The 18,996-nt window shown below is 70.8% G+C and carries 19 protein-coding genes; 10 read left to right on the forward strand and 9 right to left on the reverse strand.

Annotation, left to right across the window (positions count from 1 at the left end):
* Positions 1–143 precede the first annotated feature (143 nt).
* A complete protein-coding gene (locus tag VSH64_RS31690; RefSeq protein WP_326566421.1) occupies positions 144–2,861 on the forward strand; it encodes an AfsR/SARP family transcriptional regulator in 2,718 nt (905 codons plus the stop codon).
* Here the strand turns inward: VSH64_RS31690 and VSH64_RS31695 are convergent.
* From VSH64_RS31695 to VSH64_RS31705, 3 genes are all read right to left on the reverse strand, one after another.
* Positions 2,841–3,248 carry an SRPBCC family protein gene (locus VSH64_RS31695; protein WP_326566422.1) on the reverse strand — a complete coding sequence of 136 codons (408 nt, stop codon included), beginning with the start codon at positions 3,246–3,248 and terminating at the stop codon, positions 2,841–2,843. The genes VSH64_RS31690 and VSH64_RS31695 overlap by 21 nt on opposite strands.
* A gap of 11 nt (positions 3,249–3,259) precedes the next feature.
* Positions 3,260–3,928 carry an LLM class F420-dependent oxidoreductase gene (locus VSH64_RS31700; RefSeq protein ID WP_326566423.1) on the reverse strand — a complete coding sequence of 223 codons (669 nt, stop codon included), beginning with the start codon at positions 3,926–3,928 and terminating at the stop codon, positions 3,260–3,262.
* 134 nt (positions 3,929–4,062) lie between these two features.
* Positions 4,063–4,857, reverse strand: coding sequence for a CDP-alcohol phosphatidyltransferase family protein (locus VSH64_RS31705; protein ID WP_326566424.1), 795 nt, complete (start codon positions 4,855–4,857; stop codon positions 4,063–4,065).
* A gap of 69 nt (positions 4,858–4,926) precedes the next feature.
* Between VSH64_RS31705 and VSH64_RS31710 the strand changes: the two genes are divergently transcribed.
* Genes VSH64_RS31710 through VSH64_RS31720 form a run of 3 tightly spaced genes read left to right on the forward strand, consistent with a single transcriptional unit; the run spans position 4,927 to position 7,069 of the window.
* A complete protein-coding gene (locus tag VSH64_RS31710; RefSeq protein WP_326566425.1) occupies positions 4,927–5,901 on the forward strand; it encodes a zinc-dependent alcohol dehydrogenase in 975 nt (324 codons plus the stop codon).
* A gap of 18 nt (positions 5,902–5,919) precedes the next feature.
* Positions 5,920–6,318, forward strand: a complete 399-nt coding sequence (locus tag VSH64_RS31715; protein WP_326566426.1) for a 6-pyruvoyl trahydropterin synthase family protein — start codon at positions 5,920–5,922, stop codon at positions 6,316–6,318.
* A gap of 7 nt (positions 6,319–6,325) precedes the next feature.
* Positions 6,326–7,069, forward strand: a complete 744-nt coding sequence (locus tag VSH64_RS31720; RefSeq protein ID WP_326566427.1) for a class I SAM-dependent methyltransferase — start codon at positions 6,326–6,328, stop codon at positions 7,067–7,069.
* Positions 7,070–7,471: 402 nt separating this feature from the next.
* On the opposite strand, the gene VSH64_RS31725 is transcribed toward VSH64_RS31720, so the two are convergent.
* The gene (locus tag VSH64_RS31725; RefSeq protein WP_326566428.1) at positions 7,472–8,431 is read right to left on the reverse strand and encodes a DNA polymerase domain-containing protein; all 960 of its coding nucleotides are present in this window, start codon (positions 8,429–8,431) and stop codon (positions 7,472–7,474) included.
* Between the two features lie 41 nt (positions 8,432–8,472).
* Positions 8,473–9,246: an oxygenase MpaB family protein gene (locus VSH64_RS31730; RefSeq protein WP_326838074.1), complete on the reverse strand. Its 774-nt coding sequence runs from the start codon at positions 9,244–9,246 to the stop codon at positions 8,473–8,475.
* Between the two features lie 246 nt (positions 9,247–9,492).
* Between VSH64_RS31730 and VSH64_RS31735 the strand changes: the two genes are divergently transcribed.
* Positions 9,493–10,986, forward strand: a complete 1,494-nt coding sequence (locus VSH64_RS31735) for a SulP family inorganic anion transporter (protein WP_326566429.1) — start codon at positions 9,493–9,495, stop codon at positions 10,984–10,986.
* Here VSH64_RS31735 and VSH64_RS31740 read toward each other — a convergent pair.
* Positions 10,983–11,858: a LysR family transcriptional regulator gene (locus tag VSH64_RS31740; RefSeq protein ID WP_326566430.1), complete on the reverse strand. Its 876-nt coding sequence runs from the start codon at positions 11,856–11,858 to the stop codon at positions 10,983–10,985. The two genes, VSH64_RS31735 and VSH64_RS31740, sit on opposite strands and share 4 nt — an antisense overlap.
* Before the next feature lie 70 nt (positions 11,859–11,928).
* Here VSH64_RS31740 and VSH64_RS31745 point away from each other — a divergent pair, with 70 nt between their 5' ends.
* The 3 genes from VSH64_RS31745 to VSH64_RS31755 all read left to right on the forward strand — a co-directional run bounded on the left by VSH64_RS31745 (position 11,929) and on the right by VSH64_RS31755 (position 15,918).
* Positions 11,929–13,071 (forward strand): FAD-binding oxidoreductase, encoded by a 1,143-nt coding sequence (locus VSH64_RS31745; RefSeq protein ID WP_326566431.1) that lies wholly within the window; start codon positions 11,929–11,931, stop codon positions 13,069–13,071.
* A gap of 110 nt (positions 13,072–13,181) precedes the next feature.
* Entirely contained in the window at positions 13,182–13,610 is a 429-nt protein-coding gene (locus tag VSH64_RS31750) for a hypothetical protein (RefSeq protein WP_326566432.1), read from the forward strand.
* A 268-nt stretch (positions 13,611–13,878) separates the two neighbouring features.
* Positions 13,879–15,918: an alkaline phosphatase family protein gene (locus VSH64_RS31755; RefSeq protein WP_326566433.1), complete on the forward strand. Its 2,040-nt coding sequence runs from the start codon at positions 13,879–13,881 to the stop codon at positions 15,916–15,918.
* Between the two features lie 50 nt (positions 15,919–15,968).
* Here the strand turns inward: VSH64_RS31755 and VSH64_RS31760 are convergent, their stop codons facing one another.
* The gene (locus tag VSH64_RS31760; RefSeq protein ID WP_326566434.1) at positions 15,969–16,184 is read right to left on the reverse strand and encodes a hypothetical protein; all 216 of its coding nucleotides are present in this window, start codon (positions 16,182–16,184) and stop codon (positions 15,969–15,971) included.
* Positions 16,185–16,303: 119 nt separating this feature from the next.
* Between VSH64_RS31760 and VSH64_RS31765 the strand changes: the two genes are divergently transcribed.
* Positions 16,304–17,452, forward strand: coding sequence for an acyltransferase family protein (locus tag VSH64_RS31765; RefSeq protein WP_326566435.1), 1,149 nt, complete (start codon positions 16,304–16,306; stop codon positions 17,450–17,452).
* Between the two features lies 1 nt (position 17,453).
* On the opposite strand, the gene VSH64_RS31770 is transcribed toward VSH64_RS31765, so the two are convergent.
* Positions 17,454–17,858 carry a nitroreductase family deazaflavin-dependent oxidoreductase gene (locus VSH64_RS31770; protein ID WP_326566436.1) on the reverse strand — a complete coding sequence of 135 codons (405 nt, stop codon included), beginning with the start codon at positions 17,856–17,858 and terminating at the stop codon, positions 17,454–17,456.
* A gap of 103 nt (positions 17,859–17,961) precedes the next feature.
* On the opposite strand from VSH64_RS31770, the gene VSH64_RS31775 reads away from it, so the two are divergent.
* Positions 17,962–18,408 (forward strand): MarR family winged helix-turn-helix transcriptional regulator, encoded by a 447-nt coding sequence (locus VSH64_RS31775; protein WP_326566437.1) that lies wholly within the window; start codon positions 17,962–17,964, stop codon positions 18,406–18,408.
* On the opposite strand, the gene VSH64_RS31780 is transcribed toward VSH64_RS31775, so the two are convergent.
* Positions 18,389–18,958: an oxidoreductase gene (locus VSH64_RS31780; protein ID WP_326566438.1), complete on the reverse strand. Its 570-nt coding sequence runs from the start codon at positions 18,956–18,958 to the stop codon at positions 18,389–18,391. The genes VSH64_RS31775 and VSH64_RS31780 overlap by 20 nt on opposite strands.
* Between the last annotated feature and the right edge of the window lie 38 nt (positions 18,959–18,996).

Here is an 18,996-nt window from a genome sequence, read left to right on the forward strand (position 1 = left end):
CCGGAGCCGCTCTTGCCCGTGACACGGGGCTGGGTCCGTGTTCGGTTCACGTGAGTTCGAAAAATTTCTCCGGATCGGGGAACACGCAGGTCACGCGGGATTCCCGGTCGCACCCGACGGCCCGGGTGCGGTAAGCATGGGCCATGACCAAGGTCAGGTTCGGCTTGCTCGGCGCCGTCGAGGCCCACCTCGACGGCGAGCCCGTGGACCTCGGGCACGCGCGGCAGCGCTGGGTGCTCGCCGCGCTCCTCGCCGACGCCAACCGGCCCGTGTCCACCGAGCGGCTCGTCGAACGGGTGTGGGCCGACCAGCCGCCGTACCGCGCGCCCCGGCTGCTCGCCAGCTACCTGTCCCGGCTGCGCCGCACGCTCGCCGCGGCCGACGGCGTCGGGATCAAGCACGGCCCCAGCGGTTACGTACTCACCGCGCCACCCGAGAGCGTGGACGTGCTGCGGTTCCGTGCGCTCGTGGCGCGCGCCCGCGAACGGCAGCAGCCAGAACTGTTCGACGAAGCCCTCGCGCTGTGGCGCGACGACGCCTTCGCCGGTCTCGACACCCCGTGGGCGGACGCGGTGCGCGACACGCTCGCAGCCGAACGCCTGTCCGCGCAGCTCGACCGCACCGACCTCGCGCTGCGCCTCGGTGAGCACAACGCCGTGCTCACCGCTGCGGCCCAGCGCGCTGCGGCCTTCCCGCTCGACGAGCGGATCGCCGGCCAGCTGATGCTCGCCCGCTACCGCGCCGGGCGGCAGGCGGGCGCGCTCGAGGAGTACGACCGGATCCGCCGCCGGCTCGCCGACGAGTTCGGCGCCGACCCCGGTCCCGCGCTGCGCGAGCTGCACCGGCGCATCCTCACCACCGACCCGGAGCTCAGCCCACCGCGCGACACCCCCGTGCCGCGCCAGCTGCCCGCGCCGCCGCGGTGGTTCGTCGGGCGCGACGCCGAGCTGGCCGAGCTCGACACCGCGATGGCCGGCGGCTCGGGCACGGTCGTGATCTCCGCGATCGGCGGCGCCGGTGGCATCGGCAAGACGTCGCTCGCCTTGCGGTGGGCTCATCGCAACGTCGCGCGCTTCCCCGACGGCCAGCTGTACGTGAACCTGCGCGGCTTCGACCCGGCTGGTGCGCCCCTGCGTCCGGAAGTGGTGGTGCGGTACTTCCTCGACGCGCTGGGCGTCGCACCCGCGGCCGTGCCGGCCGGCCCTGAAGGTGGCTTCGCGCTGTACCGCAGCCTCGTCGCGGGGCGGCGACTGCTCGTGGTCCTTGACAACGCGCGCGACGCGGCCCAGGTCGAGCCGCTGCTGCCAGGCAGCGACACGTGCACCGTGCTGATCACCGGCCGGCACCGGCTCGGCGGCCTCGGCGTGCGCGGAGCGCAGCTGCTGGACCTGGCACAGCTGGAAGAACCCGAGGCGCGCGAACTGCTCACGCGCCACCTCGGCGACCGGCGCGTGGCCGCGGAGCCGGCGGCGGTCGACGACCTCGTGCGCTGGTGCGGCGGCCTGCCGCTGGCGATCAGCGTGGTCGCGAGCCGGGCCGGGGCCACCCCGCGGTTCCGCCTGGAGGTGCTGGCGCGCGAGCTCGCGGACGCGTCGGCCCGGCTCGACGCGCTCGACGCCGGTGACCTGGCCACGAACGTCCGCGCGGTGTTCTCGTGGTCGTACGCGGCTCTCGACGCCGAAGCGCAACGAGTGTTCCGGCTGCTCGGCTCCGTGCCGGGCCCGGACGTGAGCCTCGCCGGCGCGGGTGCGCTCGCGGACCTGGCCCGGCCCCGCGCGGTGCTGCGCCGGCTCGTCGACGCGCACCTGCTGCAGGAGCACCTGCCCGGCCGCTACCGGATGCACGACCTGCTGCGGCTCTACGCCGACGAGCTCGTGACCGCTTCCGAACGCGCCGGTGCGCTGCGCCGCTTCACCGACTTCCTGCTGCACACGGCCGGCGTCGCGAACCGGTTGCTGCGGCCGGAACGCCAGTCGATCGAGCTACCGGAAAGCGTGGCCCCGCTGCGCCTCGACGACCGCCGCGCCGCCACGCGCTGGTTCGACGACGAGCAGCACACCCTCCGCGCCACCCTCGATTCCGCCGTGCAACGCGGCGCGCACGCGGACGTGTGGCGGCTGGCGTGGTGCGTGAGCGGTTACCACGTGATCCACGGCCGGCTCGCCGAAGACCTCGGCGCGTGGCAGGCCGGGCTGGCGGCGGCGCACGCGCTCGGCGACCTGGAGGCCCAGGCCATCGCGGCGATGTACCTCGGTACGGCGCACACCCGCACCGGGTCCTACCTCGAGGCGTTGCGCCACCTGCGGTCGGCACTTTCCCTTGCCCGGCAACCGGATCTGACCGCCGACGCCTCCCGCGCACTCGGTTGGACGCTCGGCCAGAGCGGGGACTTCGACGGCGCCCTGCACCACACGTCGGCAGCGCTCGAGCACTACCGCGCCACCGGCAACGGCCTGCGCGAGGCCGACGCGCTCAACACCCTCGGCTGGTACTCCGCGCAGCTCGGCCGCCTGGCCGAAGGCCGCGCGCACTGCGAACGGGCACTGGTGCTGTGCCGCGAACACGACCACCGCCGCGCGGAAACCGTGACGCTCGACAGCCTCGGCTACATCGCCTCCGCGCTCGGCGAGCACGAACAGGCGCTGGCGCACTACCGCGCGGCCCTCGCGCTCGCCCGCGACACCGAAGACGCCTACGACGAGCCCGTGATCCTCGCGAACCTCGGCGACACCCACGCCACGCTCGGCGACGCGGCGGCCGCCCGGGAGGTGTGGGCCCGGGCGCGCGAACTGTTCCAGGCGCACGGGCGCACCGCGGACGTCGAACGGATGGCGGCGAAGCTAACCGTCGGCGAGGAGTGAGGCCAGATTGTCGAGCGCCGCCTGGAAAGTGGCTTCGACGAACGGGCGCACGCCGTCCGGGGCGGTGAAGCCGGCCGTGTACTCGACGACGGCCCCGCCGGCCGGCTCGGCGCGGACGACGAACGCGGCTTCGTAGTTCCGGATCGGCCCGTTGTCGCCGAGGATCCGCCAGCGCTGGGTGCGCGTGCTCATCGACGACTCCACGAGCTCTTCGAGCGCGACGGCACCGGTTTCGGTGGTCACCCGCCGCGTGTCGACGAGCCCCGGCGCCGGTTCGCAGGACTTCGTCGCGGGGAACCAGGTGTGGACGTTGTGGAAGTCCGCGATCCGGGCCCACACCACATCCGGATCCGCGGCGATGTGCTTGCTCAACCGCACGGTCTCCATCGCGTCGCCCCTCAGTACTTCGCCACGAACGCGGCGAGCTTGTCCAGCTCGGCCAGCGACTCGTCGCGCGAGAGCGTGGGCAGGATCAGCGCGACGCGCTCCACGCCGAGCTCCTCGTACGCGCGGATCACGCCGGCGTCGGTCGGGGTGTAGGTGACCGTGACGGGCACGGGGTGGCCCGCGCGCTCGCGCAGCTCCTCGGTGAAGGCCCGCATGGCGTCGGCGGGCAGGGGCGGCGCGAGCCACCCGTCGCCCCGCTCGACGGTGCGCCGCGCGGCCGCCTTGCTCCAGCCGCCGATGTAGATCGGCGGGTGCGGCCGCTGCACGGGCTTGGGCCAGCTGTAAACCGGGTCGAAGTCGACGTAGGAACCGTGGTACTCGGCCTTTTCCTCGGTCCACAGCCGCTTCACGGCGTCGATGCGCTCGTCGAGGACCTTGCCGCGCTCGGCCGGGGCGACCCCGTGGTTCTGCAGTTCGTCGAGCACGTTGCCGGCGCCGACACCCACGATCAGGCGGCCGCCGGAGAGTTCGTCGAGCGTCGCGGCTTCCTTCGCGAACACGATCGGATCGCGTTGCACCAGCAGCGTCACGGCGAGCACCACCTTGAGCCGCTCGGTCACCGCGGCCACCGCGCCGAGGGAGACGAACGGGTCGGGCATGCGGAACCACGTGGGGTCCATCTCGTCGCCGTTGCCGTCGAGCGGTCACGGGGATGCGCGGGGGCAGCGCCGACCTGCCCTGCGGTGAGTACCCGCAAGGCCATGGGGCGAGGGGAAAACCGGGCAGTCCGGGATCGTGATCCGCGTCTCTTCGGCTACGGGTTGCGGGTCGCCAGGTGACGGGCGCGGCGGTGGTACGGGCGGGGCTTCACGACGCAGGTCTGGTGGACGACACGGGGTGCGGAAGCGGCCGCGAGCTCGGCCCGGTGAGCGCGGTGCAGCCAGAGGATGTCGCGCCCGAAGGACCACACGAGCGTGGCCAGCGCGACGACCGCCGCGGCCAGGCCCGCGAAGTGCGGCAGCAGACTCGACCCCGCGGCTACCAGCAGAACGCCCTGCAGCGCGGCGACGACCTTGCGCGCCCGGCTGGGCGGCAGCGCGCCGTTGAGCCACGGCAGGGCCCACGAAGCGGCGACGAAGGCGTAGCGCATCAGGCCGATCGCAAGCACCCAGTAGCCGAATTTGCCCGCGGCGAGCACGCTGAGCACGAGGATGAGGAAGGCGTCGGACTCCATGTCGAAGCGGGCGCCGAGCGCGGACGACGTGCCGGTGCGGCGGGCGACTTGGCCGTCGACGGCGTCGAGGGCCAGCGCGACCGAGGCCAGCGGCACGAGCACGGCGAGCGGTGTTCCCCCGTTCAGGTGGTCCGCGACGAGGGCCGTGACACCACCGATGAGGATGGCGCGGGTGAGCGTGACGTGGTCGGCGGGGCCGAGCGACCGGGCACCGGCCTTGCGCGCGGCACCCGCGAGCAGGGCCCACAGGCCGACGGTGAAGGCCAGGCCCGCGGCCCAGCCGGCGGCACCGAGGCCGACGGTCAGGGCGAGCACGCCCAGCAACGCCACCTGGGCTCCGGCACCCGCGGCCTGCTGCCGAACGAGTGAACCCACGGTGGAACGTGATCGTGTACTGGTGGTGACAGCCATATCGCCTCGATCTCGCGGCAGAGGAGGACATCCATGACACGTACGGGACAGGCCTTCTGGTTCAAATCCGCCGGAACCGGCGAGATCCGGGCGGCCGAGATTCCGGCGCCTGGACCGGACGAAGTGCTGGTCAGGACGCTTTTCACCGGCATGAGCCGCGGCACGGAAAGTTTGGTGCTGCGCGGCGGCGTGCCCGAGAGCCAGCGCGACGTGATGCGCGCACCGTTCCAGGAGGGCGACTTCCCGTTCCCGGTGAAGTACGGCTACCTCAACGTCGGGCGCGTCGAAGCGGGGCCGGACGAGCTGGTCGGGCGCACGGTGTTCAGCCTGTTCCCGCACCAGACCGAGTTCGTGGTGCCGGCGTCGGCGGTCACCGTGGTGCCCGACGACGTGCCGGCCGGGCGCGCCATCCTCGCGGGCACAGTCGAGACGGCCGTGAACGCGCTGTGGGACGCCGCGCCGCTCGTGGGCGACCGCATCGCGGTGGTCGGCGCCGGGATGGTCGGCAGCAGCGTCGCGGGGCTGCTGTCCCGTTTCCCGGGCGTCGACGTGCAGCTCGTGGACACCGATCCGGCTCGGGCGAAGGTCGCGGACGCGTTCGGCATCCGGTACGTGCGGCCGGACGAAGCCGAGGGCGACCTCGACCTCGTGGTGCACGCCAGCGCATCGGACGCGGGCCTCGCGCGGTCGCTGGAGCTGCTCGGCCGCGAGGCGACCGTGGTGGACCTGAGCTGGTACGGCGACCGCCGCGTGAGCGTGCCGCTCGGCGAGAACTTCCACTCGCGGCGCCTCACCATCCGCAGCAGCCAGGTGGGCACGGTCTCCCCCGCCCGCTCGGCGCGGCGCACCTACGGCGACCGCATGGCCACCGCGCTGCGGCTGCTCGCCGACCCGGCGTTCGACGTGCTCGTGACCGGCGAGACCGCGTTCGAAGACCTGCCGGACCTCATCTCCCGCCTCGCCGGCGGGGACCTGCCGGGGCTCGCGCACCGGATCGTGTATCCCTGATTCGCTAAGGAGAAACCCTTGTTCAGCGTCACCGTCCGCGACCACATCATGGTCGCCCACAGCTTCCGCGGCGAGGTGTTCGGCCCGGCGCAGAAACTGCACGGCGCCACGTTCGTCGTCGACGCCACCTTCCGCCGCACCGACCTCGACGCCGACAACATCGTCGTCGACATCGGCCTCGCCACCCAGCAGCTCGGCGCCGTGCTGGCCGACCTCAACTACCGCAACCTCGACGAGGTGCCCGAGTTCAAGGGCATCAACACCTCCACCGAGTACCTGGCGAAGGTGATCGCCGACCGGCTCGCCGACCTGGTGCACGCCGGTGAGCTCGGTGAAGGCGCCCACGGCCTGTCGGGGATTTCGGTGACGTTGAACGAATCGCACGTGGCTTCGGCCGGGTACGAGCGGTCCCTGTGAGAACCCGATGACCACTGTGGACGCTTCCGGCTACGCCCCGGAGTGGCTGCGGCTGCGCGAACCCGCCGACGCTCGCGCCCGCTCGTCGTCCCTTGTGGACACCCTGGCGCTGCCGACGCCCGTCGTGGTGCGCGATCTGGGGTGCGGCACCGGTTCCATGAGCCGCTGGCTCACGGGCCGGCTGCCGCACCCGCAGCGCTGGATCCTGCACGACCAGGACCCCGGCTTGGTGCGCCTCGCCGTCGCCGGCGTGCCCGACGCGACCGGCTCGGTGCTCGACGTCACCCGCCTCACCGCCGACGACCTCTCCGACACCTCGCTGGTCACGGCGTCGGCACTACTGGACTTGTTCACGGCGGACGAGATCCGCCGCCTGGTCGACGCCTGCGCCGGCGCTCGGGTGCCGGCGCTGCTCACGTTGTCGGTGGTGGGCCAGGTCGCGCTCACCCCGCCGCACCCGCTCGACGATGCGGTGGGGGCGGCGTTCAACGCACACCAACGCCGCGACGACCGGCTCGGCCCGGAGGCCGTGGCGTTCGCAGCCGCGGAGTTCGCGGCGCGCGGCTTCACGGTGCACCGCGCGGCGACACCGTGGCGGTTGGGCGCGGAGGACGCGGCGTTGATCGAGACGTGGTTCCAGGGGTGGGTTTCCGCTGCGGAGGAGGAGAATCCGGGCCTGGATTTGTCGACTTATCGGCGGGTGCTCGATTCGGTGGTGGTCGAGCACGAGGACTTGCTGGCGCTGCCCTAATCGCCCGGTGCGCCGTGGACGCCATGGCGTTCGAGGTCCACGGCTTCACCGCGTGACGTGCAGCAGGGCCGTGAGCTCGGGGTCAATAGCGCGGCATTGACGCAGACATGCTTCCAGCGCTGGGCATCCGCTGCGGTCGAGGAAGCCCGGAACCGAACTTGTCGGCGAGCGTTCAACACGGTGATGGACAAGCACGAGGTCGGCTGGCGCTGCCCTGGTCGCCTGCCGCGTCGTGGACACCGCGGTGTTCGCCGCTGGCGGAGTTCACAGCGCCGGCGTCGTCGTGGGGGCTTGGTGCTGCGGATGCGGCGTTGATCGAGACACGGTTCCAGCTGAGGAGCTGGACCTGTCGACTTGTCGGCGGGTGTTCGGCACGGTGATGGTCGAGCGCGGGGGCCCGCCCTAGTCCCCCGCTTCGCGGCGCGCCTTAGCGCGGCGTTTGCCCTCGTGCATGGCCGCGACGCGGGCGATCGGGATGGTGTGGCCTTCGGCGATGAGGTCGTCGGGGAGGGCTTGGGGTGCGGGCATGTCGGCGGACCACGGGTCGGTGTCGCCCAGTAGACCGAGTGCGGTGTGGACGGTGAAGTCCTGCGGGGTGACGTCGTCGGCGGCGGACCACGGGATGGGGAACGACACGGTGAGGCCGGGGCGCACGCGGGGGCTGTAGGCCGCGACCACGGTGGCGCCGCCGGCGCGGGTGGAGTCGAGGAAGACCTTGCCGTGGCGGTCGTCGCGGATGAAGGCGGTGGTGGCGAGCGCCGGGTCGAGGCGTTCGGCGCGGGCGGCGACGGCGCGGGTCGCGGCGGCGACGTCCTCGTGGGCCTGGCCGGGTGTCAGGGGCACGAACACGTGGACGCCCTTGGAGCCGCTCGTCTTCAGCGCGCCCGCGAGGCCGGCGTCGGCCAGGGCCTGGCGGACCAGGCGCGCGCCGGCGACGGCCACGGCGAACGGCGCGCCCTCCGGGGGGTCGAGGTCCATGATGAGGTGCGTCGGGCCCGCGGCGTGGTCGACTTCGGTCAGCGTGGGGTGGTATTCGATCGCGCGTTGGTTGCCGAACCACAGGAGAGTGGGGCGGTCGTTGCACAGCGCGTACGTGACTTCCCGCTTCGAGCTCTCGGCCCACAGCTTCACGCGCGGCACGAAATCCGGCGTGTACTTCGGCAGGTTCTTCTGCATGAACGCGTCCTGCCCGCGCAGCACGCGCACCACCGACAGCGGCCGGTCGTGCAACACCGGCAGCAGCCGCGAAGACACCCCGTCGAGGTAGTCCACCAGGTCGCGTTTGGTCGCGCCGGCGTCGGCGAACAGCGGCTGGTCGAGATTGGTCAGTGAGACACCCTCGCGTACGTCGTCGCTGCTCATCGACCCACCTTCGCCCACCGCGCGGGCGCCGGTCAACCACCTCACACGAGCGGACGGCCCGCCCGCCGACGCTTGCGGAGGTCACGCAGATACGCGTTGTAGGGGAACCGCTGCACGCCGCGAGGCAGCCGCCGCACCACGTGTCCGACCACGCGCATGAACTGGTCGAACTTTCGCTGATCGTGTTCGGTCCAGGACAGTTTCATGTGCGCCCGGAAACACGCGGGCAGGAACCCCGTGGTCACGAACCGGTGGAAGCGGCCGAACACCAGCGGGAACGGCTGCGGCAGGAACCGCAGCTCGGCGATGTCCCGCAGGTACGCCCGGGTGCGGTCGTCGATGGTCACCCGCTCGAGCCCTTCGGCCCAATACCGAGCGAACGCCTCGCGGTCATGCGGCCACATCTCCGGCCGCACCTGCAGCGTCGTGCCGAGCACCACGGCCTCGGCGTAGAGCTCCTCGGGCGCCGGGCCGCCGAACAAGGCGGCGTGCACGTCCTCGAGTCCTTTGTAGAGGCACGCGGCGACCCACAGCTGAAGCTCGGGGTCGAAGGCGTTGTAGCGCACCGGACTGTCCGCAGTGGACTTCACGTGCACGTGCGACCCGTTGACCGCCCGCCGGTAGGCGCGGCGCTCCTCGTCCGTGCCGAACGTCGCCACCGCCAGGTACGTCCCCGTGGTGCGCGCGCGTTTGAGTGGGTGCCGGAAAAGGTTGCCGCTCTCGACGCGGCTCTCCAGCACGCCGTAACCGACCTGCGGCCGCCCGAGCTGCATGATCACGTTGGCGCTCCCGGCCATCAGCCCGGCGCCCACCATCGCCTGCTTGAGCACGTCACCCACCTGATCAAGGAAACGCGACTGTTTACCCCAGGTCAAGAACTCGGGCCACCCCAGGTCAAGACCAGACGTGATCTCCGCCGCACTAACACGGGGACCTGCACAGACCACCCTTAACGCTGATCTAACGTGAACAAGGAGTCGCCATCGGGGGCGGCCCGCTCCCAGAACGGGCCGATACCCACCACCGGGAGCAGTCACGCCCCGGCAGCGAACCGGGGCCGAGTGAGTCAGGTCGTGGTCGTGGCGCAGGCGTGGATCCGGAAACCGTCGTGGTTGTCGCCGAAGGTGGCGCGCATCGAGGTGCTCGGCGGTCTGGTGGTCGCGCTGGCCTTGATCCCCGAAGCGATCTCGTTCTCCATCATCGCCGGCGTGGACCCCCGCGTGGGCCTCAGCGCGTCGTTCACGATGGCCGTGGTGATCTCGATCGTCGGCGGCCGCCCGGCCATGATCTCCGCCGCCACCGGCGCGATCGCGCTGGTCGTGGCCCCGCTGGCGCGCGAACACGGCTTCGGGTACCTCATCGCCACCGTGATCCTCGGTGGTCTCATCCAGATCGTGCTCGGCGCGCTCGGTGTCGCGAAGCTGATGCGGTTCGTGCCGCGCAGCGTGATGGTCGGCTTCGTGAACGCGCTGGCCATCCTGATCTTCCTGGCCCAGCTGCCGTCGCTGATCGACGTGCCCTGGCCGGTCTACCCGCTCTTCGCCGGCGGGCTCCTGCTGATGGTCTTCCTGCCGAAGCTCACCAAGGTCGTGCCGGCGCCGCTGATCTCGATCATCGTGCTCACCGCGCTCACGATCGCCGCCGGCATCACCGTGCCCACCGTCGGCGACAAGGGCGCGCTGCCCTCGGCGCTGCCCACGCCCGGCGTGCCCGACGTGCCGTTCACGATGAGCACGCTCACCCTGCTCGCGCCCTACGCGGTCGCGTTCGCGCTGGTCGGGCTCATGGAGTCGATGATGACCGCGCAGCTCGTGGACGACATCACCGACACCCGCTCGAACAAGACCCGCGAGGCGATCGGCCAGGGCATCGCCAACGTGGTGACCGGCGTCTTCGGCGGCATGGGCGGCTGCGCGATGATCGGCCAGACCATGATCAACGTGAAGACCGCCGGCTCGCGCACGCGCCTCTCGACGTTTCTGGCCGGCACGTTCCTGATCATCCTGTGCATCGTGTTCGGCCCGCTCGTGTCGCGCATCCCGATGGCCGCGCTGGTGGCGGTGATGGTGCTCGTCGCGTTCGGCACGTTCGACTGGCACAGCATCGCGCCCGCCACGCTCAAGCGGATGCCCGCGGGCGAGATCGCGGTCATGGTCATCACCGTCGCCGTGGTGGTGGCCACCAGCAACCTCGCGATCGGCGTGGTCGTCGGCACGATCACCGCGATGATCATCTTCGCCCGCCGAGTGGCGCGCCTGGTCGAGGTGACCGCGGCCGTCGACCCCGACGGCGGCCAGGTCGTGTACGCGGTCACCGGCGAGCTGTTCTTCGCTTCCAGCAACGACCTCGTGACCCGCTTCGACTACGCCGGCGACCCCGAACACGTGGTGCTCGACCTCACCGACGCGCACATCTGGGACGCCTCCACCGTGGCGGCGCTCGACGCGATCACCACGAAGTACGAGGCCCGCGGCAAAACCGTGGAGATCGTGGGCCTCAACTCCCCGAGCGCCCGCATGCACGGCCGGCTCACCGGCGAGCTCAGCACCCACTAGAGCACCGAGCGGGCGAACTCGATCAACGCGCGCGCGGCGGGACCGCTCGGCCCGTCGGCCCGCCACGCCAGCGCCAGCTGCCCGCGCAGCCGGGGCCGCAGCTGCAGCGTGTGCAGGTCGTCGGCGTAGTAGCGCGCCAGCGATTCCGGCACGATCGCCACGCCGAGGCCGCGCATCGCGAGCTGGGCCAGCACGTTGGGGTCGCTCGCCTCGATCGTCACGCGCGGGTGGACCCCGGCCGTCGCGAAGCCGCGGTCGAGCACCCCGCGCACACCGGTGCCCTTCGGCAGGCAGATCAGGCCACGGCCGGAAAGATCCTCGAAACCGGCCTCGTCCAGTGCCGCCAACGGGTCGGTCGGCGTGACGACCGCGACCACGGCTTCGTCGAGCACGACCTGCGTGGTCAGCCCCGCCGGCACCCCGTCGGCGAGGCCGATCACGGCGACGTCGAGCCGGCCTTCGCGCAGGGCCTCGACCATCACGTCGGAATTGGCCTCGCCCAAGGTGATCTCGACGCCGGGGTAGCGCTCGGCGAAGCCGGCCAGGAAATCGGGCAGCGCGACCGGCCCCGCCGACGTGACCATGCCCATCGCCACCTGCCCGCGGACCAGACCTTCGTGCTCGGCCACCGTCTCGCGCACGGCGGCCACCGCGGCGAGCGCCGCCCGGGCGTGCGGCAGGGCGGCGGCGCCGACGTCGGTGAGCCGCACCGCGCGAGCGGACCGGTCGAACAGCGGCTGCCCCAGCTCGCGTTCCAGCCGCTTGATCTGCGCGCTGACGCCTGGCTGCGCCACGTGCATCCGGGCCGCCGCGCGCGTGAAGTTGGCTTCTTCGGCCACGGCCACGAAGTACTCGAGCTGGTGCAGTTCCATAAGCCCCGATTCTAGTCCAGGGAAGCACTATCTCTTGGACTTCTCACTCGGTCACCGTCAGGCTGGAGCCATGCAAACCTTCACCCCTGGCCAGGACGGCTACCGCGAGGAAATCGCCGGGTTCCAGACCGGCATCGAGTCCACGCCGAAGCTCGTCGTCGCCGCCACTTCGGCCGACGACGTCGCCGAGGCCGTGCGTCACGCCGCGGCCCACGACCTGCCGGTGGCCGTGCAGGCGACCGGCCACGGGCTGCGCGCGCCGGCCGAGGGGGTGCTGATCTCGACGAAACGCCTCACCGGCGTCGAAATCGACCCGGCCGTCGGTGTTGCGCGGGTCGAGGCGGGTGCCACGTGGGGTGCGGTGATCGCGGCCGCGGCCGAGCACGGGCTCGCGCCGCTCAGCGGTTCGGCGCCCGGTGTCGGCGTGGTCGGCTACACGCTCGGCGGCGGCTTCAGCCTGCTCGGACGCCGCTACGGCCTCGCCGCCGACCACGTGGTCTCCGCCGACGCCGTGACCACCGACGGCACGCTCGAGCGCACCACCGACCTCGACGCGGGCGTGATCACCGCCCTGGAGTTCGGTCTGGTGCCCGTGACCGGCCTCTACGGCGGCGGCCTCTACTTCGACACCCCGAAGCTGACCGAGGTGCTGCACGCGTGGCGCGACTGGACCGCCGACGCGCCCGACACCCTCACCACGTCGCTCGCCCTGATCCCCTACCCGGACCTGCCGATGGTGCCGGAACCGTTGCGCGGCAAGCACATCGCGCACGTCCGCGTGGCCTACCTCGGCGCCGACGGCCCCGACCTGGTCGCTCCGCTGCGCGCACTGGGACCGCTCGTGGACACGCTCGACCGGCTGCCGTTCACCGAATCCGGCTCGATCGCCGCCGAGCCACCGCACCCGCACGCCTATCTCGGCGACAACCGCGTGGTCGCGCAGCTACCCGACGCCACTTTGGACGCGATCGTCGAGCACGTGGGCCCCGGTGCGTCCGTGCCGACCGTGCTGATCGTCGATCTACTCGGCGGGGCCTACGCCCGCGCGACCGCGCCGGACTTCACCCCGGACTCGTTGTACACGATCCGCGCACTGTCCGTAGTGGACGAAGCGGGCCCGGACGCCGTGCGCGCGGCCCACGACAAGCTCTTCGTCCCACTCACCGCGACGGGCCGGCTGCGCAGTTTCGTGTACGGCCAGCCCGTAACCTAAGTCGATCTTAAGTTTTGTCCGCACCTCTCGACGTGATCACCGCCCTGAGTACATTTGCGCCAGGCCAGTCGAATTCTGGGGGCTGGCATTACTGGGAAGGTGCACCGAGAATGGGTACCAAGGATTCTTCGCGCCGTTTTTCTCGACTGGGGGCGGTCGCCGCGGCGACCGCGGTGGCCGGTGGCCTGCTGTTCACCGGCGCCACGGCCGAAGCGGCACCACTGTCGCCCAACGCGTGTTCGGGCGCCCACCAGGCCGGCGGCGCGCCGCAGGTCTGGAGCAAGGCTTCGCACTCGGGCTGCAGCGTGTTCGGCGCTCCGGGCCGCAAGCAGGGTTACAGCTTCACCGTGCAGAACAACCAGACCGCCTGTGTGCAGGGCTGGGGATTCGACGCGGCCCACCCGAAGGGCGGCTGGTTCGACATCGGCTGCGGCATTTCCGGGCACATGACCGTGCCGTGGGGAAATGTGCTGGGTGAACCGCAGGTGCGCGTGAAGAGCGTTTCCCTGCTGCCGACCCTGCTGGACTGGTACAACTGATTTACTGAAACCGCGGCCGGCGAATTCCTTTCCCCGGGGAATTCGCCGGCCGTCTTTTCACGTCTCCCCGCCCACCGTTTGACCCAGCTCACACCACACAGTGGCGCTGGGTGTTTTGTGCTGCTTCGAGGTGTTCTGCCCGGGCTCGTGAGGGCGTCTGCGCGCAACCGTCGGGATCCAGCCAGAACTCGCTCCGCAGCTGTTCACGCGGCGTTGGTGTCGGCTGGATTGGATGGACGGTCGACACCATCCCCCGTGAGGAGTTCCCTTGTCCGCCGACCCCACCACCCCCACCCCCGAGCCCGACTCCGGCCCCACCCGCCGCCGGTTCCTGCAGGGCGCGGGCGTCGCCGCCGGAGCACTGATGTTCGGCGGGATCGCCGACGCCGGCACCGCGAGCGCCGCGACCCTGGGCAAGAACGGCCTGCCCAAGGGATTCAGGGGCGACATGTCCGACCTGAGACACGTCGTGATCCTGATGCAGGAGAACCGTTCGCTCGACCACTACTTCGGCAACTTCCCCGGCGTGCGCGGCTTCAACGACAAGCAGGCCCTGAAGTTCCAGGACGGCACCACCGTCTTCCAGCAGAAGGACAAGACCGGCGCCATCGTGACGCCGAAGGTCGACGACGGCATGTGGGGCAACGACCACGGTGCCTGGGGCGACGTCGCGCACCGCAGCTGGGACCAGTGGGTGCAGCACAACGGCGCCAGCGCCATGAACTACCACAGCGACGCGTACATGAGCTTCTACCACTCGGTGGCGGCGCAGTACACGATCGCCGACCAGTACTTCTGCTCCGAATTCGGCCCCACCGACCCGAACCGCAAGTACCTGTGGAGCGGGATGGCGAACACCGAGACCGGCAACACGGACGAGGCGAACTACAGCCGCCCGTGGATCACGGTGCCCGAGCAGCTGCAGCAGGCGGGCATCGACTGGCGCCTGTACTCCGACAACAGCGGCAACGGCCGCCAGGGCTACGTCAGCTCGTGGATCGGCGATTACGGCGACAACGAGCTCAAGTACTTCAAGGGCTTCGAGCCCAACGGCCTCAGCCCGCTGGACCCGAAGCTGCAGCCCGGCACCGGCCTGATCTGGCGCGGCAACGCCACCTACTACGCCGGCAAGACCACGCCGAACGACGACTCCGACGCCAACCTGCAGGCCGTGCTCAAGGACTTCCGCGAAGCGTGCCAGCCGGGCGCCGAGCACCCGCTGCCCGCCGTGTCCTGGATCGTGGCGCCCTACGGCTGGTCCGAGCACCCGGACGCCGACACCCTGCACGGCGAGCGCTACACGAAGGCCGTGCTCGACATCCTGCAGAGCAACCCGGAGATCTGGGACCACACGCTCTTCATCCTCAACTACGACGAGAACGACGGGAAGTTCGACCACGTGCTGCCGCCGTGGCCGGAGGCCGGCACCGCGGGCGAGTACAACGGCACCTACCCGCTCGGCTTCGGGCCGCGCGTGCCGATGCTGCTCGTGTCGCCGTGGACGCGTGGCGGCTACGTGGCCTCGGAGGTCTTCGACCACACGTCCACGATCAAGTTCCTCGAGAAGTGGGCCGCGCACCTGGGCAAGCCGTTCACGAGCCCGAACATCAGCCAGTGGCGCCGCTCGATCGCCGGTGACCTCACCAGCGCGCTCGACTTCGCGCACCCGCAGACCGGCCCGGCCACCTTCGCCGACCCGGTGGCGGAGCAGCCGGTGAAGGTGGCGGCCGGGCACATGAAGCCGCGGCCGCTGGACTTCCACCCGCACGCGACGGTCTCGCAGGACCGCAAGGGCAAGGTCACGGCGAAGATGACGCTGGCCGGTGGCGTGAAGGACAAGGCCGTGAGCTTCCAGGTGTTCCCGGACAAGCTCAAGCCGTTCACGAGCACGCCGTTCACGGTGACCGAGCACAAGTCGGCCACCTACACCTGGGACACCACCGCCACCGGCGGCGAGTACGCGTTCTCGATCTACTCCAACGACGGCTTCGTGCGCTCGTTCGCGGGCAAGGCGACCACGACGGGCCACGACCCGCGCGTGGACGTGCAGCTGCTGCAGCCGACGCTGCTGGTGCGCGAGCAGCACGTGCTGTTCACGCTGCACAACGACAACCTGCTCAAGCCGATGCACTACAAGCTCACCGCGCACGACTTCAGCGGCGGCACGAAGACGATCATCGTCCTCGGCCTGCTGCCGGCGGTGGTCACGTGGCCGACCGTGAACGGCTACTACGACGTGGAGATCACCGTGGACTCCGACCCGACCTGGAAGCAGCGCTACGCCGGCCGGATCGGCACCGACTGCTGAGTTCTTCCGGTTTCGGCGGCCGGCGGATCCTTCTCGGGGTCCGCCGGCCGTCAGCGTTTGTGGCGTCGCACGCGGTCGAGCCAGGAGAAGTCGCTGCTCTGGTAGCGGGCGAGTTCGGCGGCGCGGAAATCGCGCCGCGTCTCGCGCAGCGCGTCCCAGCCGTCTTCGGCGGCACGGCGGCCGCGGCGGCGCGCCCGCACGTCCAGCGCGGCACCCAGGCCGACCAGCACGAGTACGGCCCCGACGAGGATCACCAGTAGCGTCATAGCCCCCACCACCCAGAGTAATCGCAGGTCACAGGCCTGCACCCGGTTTCGGGCGGCCCGAGATCGTCTGCCTATACTCCCACCGCAGACAGGCAACGGGGGTCGATTTCTTGCGAACGATGAGCCATGACGAGTACCTCGGCATGCGCCGGTTCCCCGGGCTCGACGGCCTGCGCGCCATCGCCGCCACGATCGTCGTGTTCTTCCACTTCGCCGGGCCGAAGTTCGTGTGGCCCTCGGGCTGGGTGGGCGTCTACATCTTCTTCGTGCTGTCGGGTTTCCTGATCACGACACTGCTGCTGCGCGAGCAGGACCGCACCGGGCGGATCTCGCTCAGCGGCTTCTACGTGCGCCGCGTGTTCCGTATCCTGCCGCCGTACCTGGTGATCCTGGGCGGCATCATCGCGTTCGTGGTGCTGCGCGGCGAGTTCTTCGCCCGCGACTTCCCCCACGCGCTGAAGTACTACCTCACGTTCCTCAACGAGTTCTTCCCCGGCTCGCACGGCAACGGATCCGACAACTTCTTCTCCGGCTCGTGGACGCTGGGCATCGAGGAGAAGTTCTACCTGGTGTGGCCGTTCCTGCTGGTGGCGATCGGCATCGGCGCCGCGCGGCGCAAGCTCGCGCTGGTGCTGGCCGCGATGGCCGTGCTGCTGGCGCTGGTGCCGCTGACCACCGAGGGCGGCTGGCTGCTCGACTTCTCGCCGACGGCGATCTACCGCTCGAGCGTGCACTACGCGATCCTGCTCGGCGGCTGCCTGCTCGCGATCCTGCTGCACTACCGGCGCAGCTTCGCCGTGCTGAAGCCGTTCACACACCCGCTGGCCGCGATCCCGATCGTGGTGGGTTTCCTGGCGCTGCACGCGAACCTCGACCCGCTGTGGCGCGAGACGCGGCAGAACCTGCTGGTGCTGCTGGGGTACGCGCTGCTCACCATGCTGCTGCTGATCGTGCTGCTCTCGCCCGGGCCCGCGCGCTGGCTGCTGTCGACGGCGCCGATGCGCTTCGTCGGCGAGCGGTCGTACTCGCTCTACCTGCTGCAGGGGCCGGTGCACTTCGCGGTGGTGCAGGCCGTGCCGGCGTTGGGCCACAACCGGCTCATCACGGCCGTCACGGTGTTCCTGGTGGACCTCGCGATCGCCGACCTGATCCACCGCTGGGTGGAACAGCCGATGATCGCGACCGGCAAGCGCCTGCTCGCGCGCCGGCGGACCCGCGTGCAACCCGCGGTGCCCGCCGACGCGGCGCCGGTGCCGGCGAACGTCTAGCTCAGCGCTCCAGCACGAAAACCGGGATCAGGCGCTCGGTCTTCGTCTCGTAGTCGGCGAACCCGGGCATGTGCGCGACCATGCCGGCGTACAGGCGATCCCGCTCGGCGCGGTCTTCGACGACCTTGGCCGTGGCCTCGAACTTCTCGGTGCCGATCTCCAGCGTGACCTTCGGGTTGGCCACGAGGTTGTGGTACCAGTCCGGGTTGGTGTCCGCGCCGCCCTTGGACGCGGCGATCACGTAGCGGTCACCGTCCTTGGTGTAGACCAGCGGGGCGACGCGCTGCGTGCCGCTCTTCGCGCCGGTGTGGGTGAGCAGCACCATCGAGGCGCCTTCGAACATGCCCCCGACCTTGCCCTCGTTGGCGCGGAACTCGTCGATGATCTGCTGGTTCCAGTCAGACACGGATCCTCCAGTTGGTTTTGCTCACAAATTTACTTTGCATGCAAAACTTATGTCAACGCGCGGTATCCTCATTCACGACAAACGCGGCGGCCGAAGGAGCGCGATGCCCAGCCTCGACGACGGCGTACGCGAACTACTGATGCTCATGCCCCGCCTCACCGGCCGTGGCAAGCGTGCCCCGCTGCCCTCGGAGCTCGCCGACCTCTCGTTGGCGCCCCGGCACTTGTGCCTGCTGTCCGTGCTGGTCTTCCACGGTCCGATGACCGTGACGGAGCTGGCCACCCGGCTGGAGATCGCGCCGACCACCGTCAGCCTCATGGTCGGCGACCTGTCGCGCCAGGGCGTGCTCACGCGCGCCGAAGACCCGGCTGATCGACGGCGCACGATCGTGAGCATCAGCGACGCTCGGCGTGCCGCGGTGGACGCCTGGCTGGCCCCGGGGGCGCGGGCGTGGCAAGAGGCGCTGGAGCCGTTGACGGCGGAGCAGCGGGCGTTGGTGATCGAGACGTTGAAGGCGTACGAGCGGGGGCTCAGCGGCGGGTGTTGTTGAGCGCTCCCTGGGCCAGGGCTTTCGCGTGGTCTTCGCCCGGACAGGCGTGGGGGCCGGCGCCGAAGGGGTGGTCTCGGAGGTCGACGGCGACTTCGGCGCCGTCGACCCAGCGCCGGGTGGTGGGGACTGGCGGATGGGTGTTCTTGATCAGGGCCTCGGTGGCGTCGCAGGCTTGGACGAGGATGCCGATCTTGGCGGCGGTGCGTTCGTCCGGCGTGCCACCGAGGGCTTGGACGAGGCGCGCGCAGGCTTGGTCGGCTTCGGGGGTTTGGGGGAAGTGGGGTTGGTAGGCCTTGGCTATTTCGCGGACGTCTTCCGGGTTGACGGCGTAGCCGAGGGCTTGGGCGAGGGTGGCTACCGGGGGTTGCTTTGGTGATGCTGCTTCTTGGAGGGCTTGCGGCTGGATCCGGGCGAGCTCTTCGAGAACCAGGGCGCGGCGGCGGGTGTGGTCTTCGCCGGTGCTGAAGCGGGCGACCATGGCGCGCAACCAGGCGACGGTGACCTGGAGGGGAGGGACCGGGGTGGTGGTGAGGATCGTTTCGGGGTCCATGGGGGGACGGTAGGGGTGGGAAGTGTCGGTGGGTGCCG

The sequence above is a fragment of the Amycolatopsis rhabdoformis genome (genome assembly GCF_035918295.1).
In the GTDB taxonomy this organism is placed as follows: domain Bacteria; phylum Actinomycetota; class Actinomycetes; order Mycobacteriales; family Pseudonocardiaceae; genus Amycolatopsis; species Amycolatopsis rhabdoformis.